Source organism: Enterobacter cloacae complex sp. P43RS (assembly GCF_014930585.1).
In the GTDB taxonomy this organism is placed as follows: domain Bacteria; phylum Pseudomonadota; class Gammaproteobacteria; order Enterobacterales; family Enterobacteriaceae; genus Enterobacter; species Enterobacter bugandensis.
On record NZ_JADBRJ010000005.1, the window covers coordinates 241349 to 253048 of the forward strand.

Consider the following 11700-nt stretch of genomic DNA (forward strand, 5'->3'; position numbering starts at 1 on the left):
CTTGTCCACCCCAAGACGGGGGGATATCTATGTTACCTGCCAACCGCTATCAGACAAGTAAATTTCGCAGTCAAAAGAGAAGAATTGAGAAATAAATAAGGGAAGGGAGCCCTGAAGGCTCCCGTAAGCGCTTAACTGGCTTTTTTGATCTGGGGCAGATCGAACGCTTTGCGCAATGCGCGAACAAACGCTTTGTCATGGCAGATGGTTTTACCCGGGCTGTCGGAGAGCTTTGCCACCGGCTTGCCGTTACATTCCACCAGCTTTATCACAATATTCAGAGGTTTTACCTGAGGAATGTCGCAGGTCAACCGGGTACCGATCCCGAAGCCCAGATTAATTCTGGCATTGAAATGACGATACAGTTCGACGGCTGTCGCCAGGTCGAGATTATCGGAGAAGACCAGCACCTTGCTCATCGGGTCAATGCCGAGTTTTTGGTAATGAGCAATCGCCTTTTCGCCCCATTCAACCGGATCCCCTGAGTCGTGGCGTAACCCCTGGTAACGCTCAGCGAACTCGGGACCAAAGTCGCGCAGGAAGGCATCCATCGTAATACAGTCGGTCAGGGCGATCCCGAGTTGATTCGGGTACTCTTCAAGCCACGCAGCCAGCGCCGCACGCTGGCTGTTAGCCAGGTCCGGGCTAATTTGCTGATGCGCCTGGAACCACTCGTGCGCCTGAGTGCCCATTGGCGTCAGGTTGAGGCGACGCGCCAAATCGTAGTTGCTGGTACCCACGAACCACGGCTCCTGCTGCAGACGTTCAACGATAGCCTGCTGAACCTCGCGAGAGAAGCGGCGACGGGTGCCGAAATCCATCAGGCGGAAGCGGGAAATATCCAGCCCTTCGGTCAGCGTTGAGAATGCCTCAAGTTTGTTCTCCAGCGAGGCGACCGCCTGTTCGACGCCCGTTTCAGGCGAACGGTAGCGGTGAGCCAGCTCGCTGATGACGGCCAGAAGCGGCACTTCCCACATGATCACTTCCCGCCACGGACCTTCAAGACGAATATCCAACTTGCCGTTTTCGTTGGTCACGGTGACCTGTTCAGGCTTATAGCGGAAGTCGCGCAGCCAGTTCAGATAGTCCGCTTTAAAGAAAGGCAGGCCAGAAAGCCACTGATATTCGTCATCGGTGAGCGCCAGATGCTGCATCGCATCGACCTGTTCACGAATGGAATCTGCGTAGATACCGAGCAAGTCGTCACCACGGCAGCGGAATTCCGCCGCGACGTGAACGTCATAGTAATGGTGGAAAACGGCTTGCTGCATATGCAGTTTATACGCGTCGGTATCCAGCAACGTATGCAGAACCGGAGAAGCGAATTGAGTCATAGGTGCGCTGTAGCATCCTCTCACGGGAGCGTTTAGTACAATAAACAACTCCGGAGTATACCTTGTTTAGTGATTTATTGAACCCCGATCACAACATAAGCACACTTTATGGTCGAGAGCATTTCGTGCCCCGTGTTATACAAATGTAGCGAAAAAGGTGTTTAAGCCTGAAAAGATGAAGATTCTGCATAGCGCGTTTTACGCAACAGGAATATATTGAAACGTTACTCGACAAACGATGCATAAGGTTTTCTATGACACAACAGCCACAAGCCAAATACCGCCACGACTACCGTGCGCCGGAATACCTGATTAGCGATATCGACCTGACTTTTGACCTGGATGCCACAAAAACCGTTGTGACGGCGGTAAGCCAGGTGACGCGCCACAGCGCGACTGCCGTACCGCTGCGTCTGGATGGCGAAGACTTGACGCTGGTCTCCCTGCACATTAACGATGAAGCCTGGTCAGATTATAAAGAAGAAGGCAACCAGCTGGTCATCGACAACCTGCCGGAACGCTTTACGCTGCGCATCGTGAATGAAATCAGCCCTGCCGCCAACACGGCGCTGGAAGGGCTCTACCAGTCAGGCGTGGCGCTCTGTACCCAGTGTGAAGCCGAAGGCTTCCGCCACATTACCTGGTACCTGGACCGCCCGGACGTGCTGGCGCGCTTTACCACCAAAATCATTGCCGATAAAACCCTCTATCCGTTCCTGCTCTCCAACGGTAACCGCGTGGGTGAGGGCGAGCTGGAAAATGGCCGTCACTGGGTGCAGTGGCAGGATCCGTTCCCGAAACCGTGCTACCTGTTTGCGCTGGTGGCGGGTGATTTCGACGTGCTGCGCGATACCTTCAAAACCCGCTCTGGCCGCGAAGTGGCGCTGGAGCTGTTCGTTGACCGCGGCAACCTTGACCGCGCGCCGTGGGCGATGACTTCACTCATTAACTCCATGAAGTGGGATGAAGAGCGTTTCGGCCTCGAATACGATCTCGACATCTATATGATCGTCGCCGTCGACTTCTTCAACATGGGCGCGATGGAGAATAAAGGCCTTAACATCTTTAACTCCAAGTACGTGCTGGCGCGTACCGATACCGCTACCGATAAAGACTACCTCGATATCGAACGCGTTATCGGCCACGAGTATTTCCATAACTGGACCGGTAACCGCGTCACCTGCCGCGACTGGTTCCAGCTGAGCCTGAAAGAGGGGCTGACCGTCTTCCGCGATCAGGAGTTCAGCTCCGATCTGGGCTCGCGGGCGGTCAACCGCATCAACAACGTGCGCACCATGCGCGGCCTGCAGTTTGCGGAAGATGCCAGCCCAATGGCGCACCCGATCCGTCCGGATAAAGTCATTGAGATGAATAACTTTTACACCCTGACGGTGTACGAGAAGGGCGCTGAAATTATCAGGATGATCCACACCCTGCTGGGTGAAGAGAATTTCCAGAAAGGGATGCAGCTTTACTTCGAACGTCACGACGGCAGCGCGGCTACCTGCGACGACTTCGTGCAGGCGATGGAAGACGCGTCCAACGTTGATCTTTCTCACTTCCGCCGCTGGTACAGCCAGGCCGGGACCCCGATTGTCACCGTTAAGGACGACTACAACCCGGAAACCGAGCAGTACACTCTGACCATCAGCCAGCGCACGCCGCCAACCGCCGAGCAGGAAGAAAAATATCCGCTGCACATTCCGTTCAGCATTGAGCTGTACGACAACGAAGGCAACGTCATCCCGCTGCAGAAGGGCGGCCACCCGGTGCACCACGTGCTGAACGTGACCCAGGCAGAGCAGACCTTTATCTTCGATAACGTCTACTTCCAGCCGGTGCCTGCGCTGCTGTGCGAGTTCTCCGCGCCGGTGAAGCTGGAGTACAAGTGGAGCGACCAGCAGCTGACGTTCCTGATGCGTCACGCCCGCAACGATTTTTCCCGCTGGGACGCGGCGCAGAGCCTGCTGGCAACCTACATCAAGCTTAACGTGAACCGTTACCAGCAGGGCCAGCCGCTGACGCTGCCGGTGCATGTGGCAGACGCGTTCCGCGCCATCCTGCTGGACGAGAAGATTGACCCGGCGCTGGCGGCTGAAATTCTGACGCTGCCGTCCGCGACTGAAATTGCGGAGCTGTTCGACATTATCGACCCGATTGCCATCGTGGCGGTGCGCGAAGCGCTGACCCGCACGCTGGCGACCGAACTGGCGGATGAATTCCTGGCGCTCTACAACGCTAACAAGCTTGACGCGTATCGCGTGGAGCATGCGGATATCGGCAAGCGTACCCTGCGCAATACCTGCCTGCGCTATCTTGCGTTTGGTGAGGCCGAACTGGCGAACACGCTGGTGAGCAAGCAGTATCACGAAGCGGATAACATGACTGATGCGCTCGCGGCCCTGGCGGCAAGCGTTGCCGCTGAACTGCCGTGCCGCGATGCGCTGATGCAGGAGTATGACGACAAGTGGCACCAGGATGGCCTGGTGATGGACAAGTGGTTTATTCTGCAGGCGACCAGCCCGGCGGCCGATGCGCTTAGTAAGGTTCGCAGCCTGCTGAAGCACCGTTCGTTCACCATGAGCAACCCGAACCGCGTTCGCTCGCTGATTGGCGCATTTGCCAGCAGTAACCCGGCCGCGTTCCACGCCGAAGACGGCAGCGGATACCAGTTTATGGTGGAAATGCTGACCGAGCTGAACAGCCGTAACCCGCAGGTTGCATCACGTCTGATTGAGCCGCTGATCCGCCTGAAACGCTATGATGCGCAGCGCCAGGCGAAGATGCGCGCCGCGCTTGAGCAGCTGAAAGGGCTGGAAAATCTGTCTGGCGATCTGTACGAGAAGATTGCTAAGGCGCTGGCCTGATGTAAAAAAGCCCGGTGGCGCTACGCTAACCGGGCCTACGTGGGGGCGCGGGGCATCGGTTTTCTCCCTCTCCCACGGGGAGAGGGCCGGGGTGAGGGCATCAGGCATTGGCCTTTATCCGCTGAATCTCCGCTTCCCCACGTTTCATCACCCGATCCAGCACTTCGGCTTCCAGCTCCGCCAGTCTGGCCAATCCCACGCGGCGAGGACGCGGGATGTCCACCGTCAGATCCAGACCAATTTTACCTTCTTCTATTAACAGCACCCTGTCTGCCATCGCCACGGCTTCGCTCACGTCATGCGTCACCAGCAGTACCGTAAAGCCGTGCGCCTGCCAGAGGGATTCAATCAGATCCTGCATTTCTATCCGCGTGAGGGCATCAAGAGCGCCGAGTGGCTCATCAAGCAGCAGCAGGCCGGGACGGTGAATCAACGCTCGCGCCAGCGCCACGCGCTGCTTCTGGCCGCCCGACAGCGCCGCAGGCCATTCACCTGCACGGTTTTCCAGCCCGACGGCGGCCAGCGCCTGACGGGCTTCATCCCGCCAGTTGCCTTTGAGCCCCAGCCCGACGTTATCAATCACCGTTTTCCACGGCAGCAGGCGCGCGTCCTGAAACATCATGCGCGTATCGTCCTGAATATTGGCCAGCGGCGTGGTTCCTGCCAGAATCTGTCCACCGTTGGGGGCCTCCAGCCCGGCTAAAAGACGCAGGAGTGTGCTTTTTCCGCCGCCGCTGCGCCCGACTACAGCCACAAACTGGCCGGCGGGAATGTGCAGATCCAGCCCGTTAAGGATAGTGTTTTCGCCGTAGCGTTTGGTTACGCCGTTCAGCAGCAGCGGCGTGCCCTGATTTAGTCGTGCGGTATTCATGCTTTCGCCTCCTGAAGGGTATAGGCCGGGTTCCAGCGCAGCCAGCTGCGCTCCAGCCACTGTGCGCTGACGTCGGCGAGTTTGCCGAGCAGTGCATACAGAATGATGGCGACCACCACCACGTCCGTTTGCAGGAATTCGCGGGCGTTCATCGCCAGATAGCCAATACCGGAGTTGGCTGAGATGGTTTCCGCCACAATCAGCGTCAGCCACATCAGGCCGAGCGCAAAGCGCACCCCGACCATAATGGAGGGCAGGGCGCCCGGCAGAATCACGTGAGCAAAGAGGGAAAAACCCGATAAGCCGTAGCTGCGCGCCATCTCCACCAGACCGCGATCGATATTGCGGATGCCGTGCCAGGTGTTGATGTAGATCGGGAACAGCGTGCCCAGCGCCACGAGGAAGATTTTGGCGCTCTCATCGATCCCAAACCACAAAATGACCAGCGGGATCAGCGCCAGATGCGGCACGTTGCGCAGCATCTGGATGGAGGTATCCAGCAGCCTTTCCCCCCAGCGTGAAAGGCCGCTGATCAGACCCAGCACCAGACCGATGCTGCCGCCGATGGAAAACCCAATCACCGCGCGCCAGGAGCTGATCGCCAGATGTTGCCACAGCTCTCCGCTGACGCTCAGCGACCAGAACGCTTCGATAACGCCCTCCGGAGAGGGCAAAATGCGGCTCGACAGCCAGCCGGTAGACGATGCGAGCTGCCAGAGCGCCACAATGCCGACGGGTAAAAACCACGGCGCGGCGCGCAGCAGCCATTTTTGTGAGGTGGCAGACATGGTCACTCCTTAGCTCTGTGCGGCTTTACGGGGAATGAATTCGTTCGCCACGGCTTCGCCCTGCAGCTGGAGCCGCTGCGGCTGCGGAACCTCCGGAATGGCGACATCCAGGTGCGGGAACAGCAGTTCGCCCACCTTGTACGCCTCTTCCAGGTGCGGGTAACCGGAGAGAATGAAGCTGTCGATGCCCAGCTCGGCATATTCATTGATGCGCGCGGCCACGGTCGGCCCGTCGCCCACCAGCGCCGTGCCCGCACCGCCGCGCACCAGGCCGACGCCTGCCCACAGGTTCGGGCTGATCTCCAGATTCTCGCGCTTGCCGTTGTGCAGGGAGGCCATCCGGTGCTGTCCGACGGAGTCGGTTTTGGCAAACGCAGCCTGCGCCTTTGCGATGGTCTCGTCGTCCAGATGGGAAATCAGGCGGTCTGCGGCCTGCCAGGCTTCTTCATTGGTTTCGCGCACAATCACGTGCAGGCGAATCCCGAAGCGCACTTTGCGGCCATGGGCGGCGGCTTTGGCGCGGACCTGGGCAATTTTCTCTTTCACCAGCTCGGGCGGCTCGCCCCAGGTCAGATAGAGATCGACCTGCTCGGCGGCCAGATCCTGGGCCACATCCGACGAACCGCCAAAATAGAGCGGAGGGCGCGGCTGCTGCACCGGCGGGAAGTAGAGCTTCGCGTCGCGAACGTGAATATGCTTACCTTCAAAGGTGACGGTTTCGCCTTCCAGCAGGCGTCGCCAGACGCGGGTAAATTCGGCGGAGGCTTCATAGCGCTCGGTATGGTCGAGGAACACGCCGTCACCCGCCAGCTCCTGCGGATCGCTGCCCGTCACCAGGTTAAACAGAGCGCGGCCGTTGGAGAGCCTGTCCAGCGTTGCTGCCTGACGCGCCGCCACGGTGGGTGAAACGACGCTCGGGCGCAATGCAACAAGGAATTTAAGGCGCTGGGTGACCGGGATCATCGACGCGGCCACCAGCCAGGCATCCTCGCACGAGCGTCCGGTCGGGATCAGCACGCCGGTAAAACCGATTCGGTCCGCCGCCTGGGCAATCTGCTGAAGATAGCCATGGTCAACCGGGCGCGAGCCCTCTTCTGTACCAAGATAGTGTCCATCACCGTGGGTGGGTAAAAACCAGAAAAGATTCAGACTCATGATTTAGCTCCTTCTTTGCCAGCGGGCTGCCAGATGCGTTCGCGAATATCGACCTGTTTTGGTACCAGGCGGTTTTGATAGAAGAGGTCAGCAGTCTGTTGCTGAAGCGCGGCGACGTGCGCGTCGACAGGCGCAATGGTGGTGGGCGGACGGTGACTGAGGTAGCTCGCGATCACCGGCTCAGGTAAGCCCATGGTTTTTGCCAGCAGAGTGATGCTCGCCTGACGCTGGCTCTGGGTCAGGGCATCTGCCTGCGTAAAAGTATCCAGTACGCCCTGAATAAACGCGCCGTTTTTTTCGGCGTAAGGGCGTGAGGCGAGGTAGAACGAACCGGTTTGCTTCAGCGTGGTACCGTCTTTCAGCACCCGTACGCCACCCTGCAGTAATGCCGCGGAGTAGTAAGGATCCCAGATAGCCCAGGCATCAACGTTCTTCTGCTGGAACGCGGCGCGCGCGTCGGCGGGCGTCAGGTAAACGGGCTGAATGTCGGTGAACTTGAGCCCGGCTTCCTGTAAGGCGCGCAGCAACAGGTTGTGCGAGCTGGAACCTTTCTGGAAAGCGACCTTACGCCCTTTAAGGTCGGAGACGCTTTTAATGTCACTGTTTTCAGGTACCAGGATGACTTCGGCTTTCGGCTTAGCGGGTTCTACACCGACGTATACCAGGTCTGCCCCGGCAGCCTGAGCGAAAATAGGCGGGATGTCGCCCGTACTGCCCAGATCGATACTGCCGACGTTCAGGGCTTCAAGCATCTGCGGCCCTGCCGGGAATTCCACCCATGAGAATTTGGTGTCCGGGAAGCGTTTTTCCAGCAGCTGGTGGCTTTTTGCCAGCACCATACTGACGCTGCCTTTTTGGTAGCCAATCCGTAAACTGTCCGGTGCGGTTTCTGCGGCATGTGCCAGCGCGGTAAACGCCATCAGGCCAGCCAGTCCGAGGCGGGTTAAGGTTTTAAACATGTGCGACTCCCTGCGGCGGATTAAAAGAAGGAACCTGGATATCCCGGCGATGCAGCGCGTGCCAGAAAGTTTCCAGCGAGGCATCAAGGCGCGTTTGCAGATTCGGCGTGAAGTGCGGCTTATGCTGGTAGTCAATGACCTGCGAATCATCCGCGAAAACGCCGTGAAGGATCTCCTGCGCCTTCAGGGCGTTCAGCACCGGCTTCAGGGCGTAATCCACCGCCAGTAAATGTGCCACCGTGCCGCCCGTTGCCAGCGGCAGAACCACTTTGCCGTCCAGTGCGCGCTCGGGGAGAAGATCGAGCAGCGTTTTCAGCGCGCCCGAAAAAGAGGCTTTATAAATCGGGGTCGCAACGATGAGGCCGTCCGCTTCCTTGAGCTGCTCAGTGAGGGTTTTCAGCGCGGGGCTGTCGAAGCGGGCATACAGCAAATCTTCAGGTTCGAAGTTATGCAGATTCCAGTGGCACACTTCCACGTCCAGGGCATTGAGCTTGTCGCGGGCATATTCCAGCAGGGCGCTGGAACGCGAAGGGAATCGTGGACTTCCGGCCAGGGTAATAACGCGCATACTTCCTCCTTATAACCAATTGTTTGCTTTTGTCTAACATTCATAACAATTTTCAGGAGTGTGACACCGCGCGGTTATTCCACTAAATGATTTATCCGCAATTAAACTGCGAAAAACTGCATAAGAAAGAGAGTGGGAGGTAAACGATTGCGTTTTACGCCGATTTTTTTGCCGCAGGTCAATTCCCTTTCGTGACGGGATCGCCCATAATCCCCTCCCGGTTTGCACACCGGGAATCCAGGAGAGTTCATGTACTACCCCTTCGTTCGTAAAGCCCTTTTCCAGCTCGACCCCGAGCGCGCTCATGAATTTACATTCCAGCAATTACGTCGTATTACAGGAACGCCTCTGGCGGCCCTGGTGCGTCAAAACGTGCCGGAAAAGCCTGTGCAGTGCATGGGGCTGACCTTTAAAAATCCGCTTGGTCTGGCGGCTGGTCTGGACAAAAATGGCGAGTGCATTGATGCCCTGGGCGCGATGGGCTTTGGCTCCATCGAAATTGGTACCGTCACGCCGCGCCCGCAGCCGGGAAATGACAAGCCGCGCCTGTTCCGCCTGGTCGAAGCCGAAGGGTTGATCAACCGCATGGGCTTTAATAACCTCGGCGTTGATCATTTGGTAGAGAACGTGAAGAAAGCCCATTTTGATGGGGTGTTAGGCATCAATATTGGCAAGAATAAAGATACGCCGGTTGAGCAGGGTAAAGATGACTACCTGATTTGTATGGAAAAAGTCTACGCCTATGCCGGGTATATCGCGGTGAATATTTCCTCGCCCAATACCCCGGGGCTGCGCTCCTTACAATATGGCGAAGCGCTGGACGATCTTCTGAGTGCCATTAAAAATAAACAAAATGAACTCCAGGCGATCCACCATAAATATGTTCCGGTCGCGGTGAAGATCGCGCCGGATCTTTCTGTCGAAGAATTGATCCAGGTTGCCGACAGTTTGGTTCGCCATAATATTGACGGGGTGATTGCAACGAATACCACGCTCGATCGTTCGCTCGTTCAGGGAATGAAAAACTGTGACGAAGCGGGTGGGTTAAGTGGCCGTCCGGTACAATTAAAAAGCACCGAAATTATTCGCGCGCTGTCTGCGGAATTAAAAGGCCGTTTACCGATTATTGGCGTCGGCGGTATCGACTCGGTGATTGCTGCGCGCGAGAAGATGGCGGCCGGTGCGTCACTGGTGCAAATCTATTCCGGCTTTATTTTTAAAGGGCCGCCTTTGATTAAAGAAATCGTTACACATATCTAATCTTTTTTCTTAATCAGACAACCAGGGCTTTATTTCCAGCCCTGGTTGTTTTATATTCCGTCACTGTTGCTTATTTAGACATTATCGTCTTTTATTACTAGTGTTATAAACGAAGCGGCGAACAGGACATTTTTAGTACAGGACGTTTGGGGACGGGAGAGACACATGCGAATTAAACCTGACGATAACTGGCGCTGGTATTTTTGCGACGAGCATGACCGTATGATGCTCGATTTAGCCAATGGCATGTTGTTTCGTTCTCGTTTTGCCCGCCGAATGTTAACCCCGGACGCGTTTTCTCCATCGGGCTTTTGCGTTGACGATGCGGCGCTTTATTTCTCCTTTGAAGAAAAATGCCGCGACCTGATGCTCTCTAAAGAGCAGCGTGCCGAACTGGTATTAAATGCGCTGGTGGCTATCCGTTTCCTGAAACCGCAAATGCCGAAAAGCTGGCATTTCCTGCCTCACGGCATGGACTGGACGCCAGCAACGGGCGATGCGGCCAGCGTTAACCTGAGCGATACCGCCGAAGAGGTGAGTTTGTTAGTGGTTGAGCCGGGCGAAAACGCCGCACTCTGTCTGCTGGCGCAGCCCGGCGTGACGATTGCCGGGCGCGTAATGCAGTTAGGTGATGCGATCAAAGTCATGAATGACAGGCTGAAGCCACAGCTGCGCGTCGATGCCTTCAGTCTCGAACAAGCGGTTTAAGCTTCCAGTTGTACCGACGTTTTCGGTACGCAGCTACAGCACAGGATTGTGCCGTCATTTCCAATTGCAGATTTTTTCAGCGCACTCACTTCTCCCTCCAGCAGCTTGATGCGGCAGCATCCGCAAATTCCCGCGCGGCAGGAATACGGTACGCGAATACCGGCTTGCTCCAGCTGCTCCAGTAAAACCTGCTGATTGTTGCCACGAATAACCTTGCCCTGCCAGTGAATATCCACCCCAGTGGCGACATTCGTCTCAACCTCGACCATTTCTTCTTCCTGGCCTGAGCCGTACACTCGCGCCGGCCCGCGGGCGAGAATTTCAACTTCATCACCTACGCGAATCGCGCCGCTGGATCGCGGGATCAGGTTCTGGCCGAAATCGACATCGCCGATGTCCTTCGCGGTACGGAACGATTGCAGCGTTTTCAGCGGCTCGCCGGAAGGATGCTTCTGGCCTTTCTCAGGACTTACCGTGGTGAAAATGCAGCGGCTGCAGGGTTTGACGACATCAAAGATGACGCTGCCGATGCGGATGACTTTCCAGGTATCTTCATCCCATGCGTCCGCTCCGGTCACGACCAGATTTGGGCGGAACTGTTCCATCTGTACGCTGGCTTTACAGCGATTCTGTAAATCACGCAGAGACGCTTCGTTGGTGAGCAGGAACGGGAAGCCATCCGCGAAGGAGAGGGGAACGGCATCGTGGCGCTTTACGCGACGCGTCAGTTCCGGCCCAACCCACCGCAGCTGCACGTCGCGGGAGAAGAAGCCGCTCAGCCAGCGGTTAATTTCATCCGGCGCGATGCGTGCGGTAAAATGGTTGCCCCATACTTCCGTTGGCGCGTCGACAGCCGCAAAATCCGCAAAGCGAATCACCGCGCTGGAACCGTCCGGCGCGGTAAGGTGCAAACCGTCGTGAAGCGGGGAAGGGGTAAAGCGAACCATCTGAGGGAACTGGCGTGCGGTGATAAACGTACCGTCAGGCTCGGTGACCATAAAAATACGATCGAAGGCGAACCCGCTCATGTCTGCCAGCGCGTGAGTGACGCCGATGCCGCGCATGGATTTCACCGGATGAATAAAAAGCCTGGATAACGTCGCCACTGCACACTCCCTCGAATGAAAATAAGCCTTCAACTTTATGACATACACGCCATATTAGCTATAATGCGCGACAATTTTCTAAGA

The 11700-nt window shown here is 56.9% G+C and carries 10 protein-coding genes; 3 read left to right on the top strand and 7 right to left on the bottom strand.

Features of this window, described 5'->3' with window-relative positions; genetic code table 11:
• Window positions 1–131: 131 nt before the first annotated feature.
• Entirely contained in the window at window positions 132–1334 is a 1203-nt protein-coding gene (pncB, locus tag IM294_RS12540) for a nicotinate phosphoribosyltransferase (RefSeq protein ID WP_126817657.1), read from the bottom strand.
• 254 nt (window positions 1335–1588) lie between these two features.
• Here pncB and pepN point away from each other — a divergent pair, with 254 nt between their 5' ends.
• Window positions 1589–4201 carry an aminopeptidase N gene (pepN, locus tag IM294_RS12545; RefSeq protein ID WP_028012586.1) on the top strand — a complete coding sequence of 871 codons (2613 nt, stop codon included), beginning with the start codon at window positions 1589–1591 and terminating at the stop codon, window positions 4199–4201.
• Between the two features lie 100 nt (window positions 4202–4301).
• Here the strand turns inward: pepN and ssuB are convergent, their stop codons facing one another.
• The 5 genes from ssuB to ssuE are packed head-to-tail and all read right to left on the bottom strand — an operon-like array spanning window position 4302 to window position 8542.
• On the bottom strand, window positions 4302–5072 hold the full coding sequence (gene ssuB, locus IM294_RS12550; RefSeq protein ID WP_126817655.1) for an aliphatic sulfonates ABC transporter ATP-binding protein: 771 nt from the start codon (window positions 5070–5072) through the stop codon (window positions 4302–4304).
• Window positions 5069–5860, bottom strand: a complete 792-nt coding sequence (gene ssuC, locus IM294_RS12555) for an aliphatic sulfonate ABC transporter permease SsuC (protein ID WP_047368223.1) — start codon at window positions 5858–5860, stop codon at window positions 5069–5071. The genes ssuB and ssuC overlap by 4 nt, the downstream gene beginning before the upstream one ends.
• 9 nt (window positions 5861–5869) lie before the next feature.
• A complete protein-coding gene (gene ssuD / locus IM294_RS12560; protein WP_045330795.1) occupies window positions 5870–7015 on the bottom strand; it encodes an FMNH2-dependent alkanesulfonate monooxygenase in 1146 nt (381 codons plus the stop codon).
• Window positions 7012–7974 (bottom strand): sulfonate ABC transporter substrate-binding protein, encoded by a 963-nt coding sequence (locus IM294_RS12565; RefSeq protein ID WP_045630032.1) that lies wholly within the window; start codon window positions 7972–7974, stop codon window positions 7012–7014. The genes ssuD and IM294_RS12565 overlap by 4 nt, the downstream gene beginning before the upstream one ends.
• Entirely contained in the window at window positions 7967–8542 is a 576-nt protein-coding gene (ssuE, locus tag IM294_RS12570; RefSeq protein ID WP_028012591.1) for an NADPH-dependent FMN reductase, read from the bottom strand. The genes IM294_RS12565 and ssuE overlap by 8 nt, the downstream gene beginning before the upstream one ends.
• 249 nt (window positions 8543–8791) lie before the next feature.
• Here ssuE and pyrD point away from each other — a divergent pair, with 249 nt between their 5' ends.
• Both pyrD and zapC read left to right on the top strand, forming a co-directional pair.
• Complete coding sequence (gene pyrD, locus IM294_RS12575) at window positions 8792–9802, top strand: quinone-dependent dihydroorotate dehydrogenase (protein ID WP_045261711.1); 1011 nt, start codon at window positions 8792–8794, stop codon at window positions 9800–9802.
• 165 nt (window positions 9803–9967) lie between these two features.
• Entirely contained in the window at window positions 9968–10510 is a 543-nt protein-coding gene (gene zapC, locus IM294_RS12580) for a cell division protein ZapC (RefSeq protein ID WP_028012593.1), read from the top strand.
• On the opposite strand, the gene IM294_RS12585 is transcribed toward zapC, so the two are convergent.
• The gene (locus IM294_RS12585; RefSeq protein WP_047364230.1) at window positions 10507–11616 is read right to left on the bottom strand and encodes a YcbX family protein; all 1110 of its coding nucleotides are present in this window, start codon (window positions 11614–11616) and stop codon (window positions 10507–10509) included. The genes zapC and IM294_RS12585 overlap by 4 nt on opposite strands.
• Window positions 11617–11700 lie beyond the last annotated feature (84 nt).

Excerpts from the sequence above, each read along its gene's own strand:
- ssuB (WP_126817655.1), bottom strand. The coding sequence starts at position 5,072 with ATGAATACCGCACGACTAAATCAGGGCACGCCGCTGCTGCTGAACGGC.
- zapC (WP_028012593.1), top strand. The coding sequence starts at position 9,968 with ATGCGAATTAAACCTGACGATAACTGGCGCTGGTATTTTTGCGACGAG.
- ssuE (WP_028012591.1), bottom strand. The coding sequence starts at position 8,542 with ATGCGCGTTATTACCCTGGCCGGAAGTCCACGATTCCCTTCGCGTTCC.
- pyrD (WP_045261711.1), top strand. The coding sequence starts at position 8,792 with ATGTACTACCCCTTCGTTCGTAAAGCCCTTTTCCAGCTCGACCCCGAG.
- ssuC (WP_047368223.1), bottom strand. The coding sequence starts at position 5,860 with ATGTCTGCCACCTCACAAAAATGGCTGCTGCGCGCCGCGCCGTGGTTT.
- IM294_RS12565 (WP_045630032.1), bottom strand. The coding sequence starts at position 7,974 with ATGTTTAAAACCTTAACCCGCCTCGGACTGGCTGGCCTGATGGCGTTT.
- pepN (WP_028012586.1), top strand. The coding sequence starts at position 1,589 with ATGACACAACAGCCACAAGCCAAATACCGCCACGACTACCGTGCGCCG.
- pncB (WP_126817657.1), bottom strand. The coding sequence starts at position 1,334 with ATGACTCAATTCGCTTCTCCGGTTCTGCATACGTTGCTGGATACCGAC.
- ssuD (WP_045330795.1), bottom strand. The coding sequence starts at position 7,015 with ATGAGTCTGAATCTTTTCTGGTTTTTACCCACCCACGGTGATGGACAC.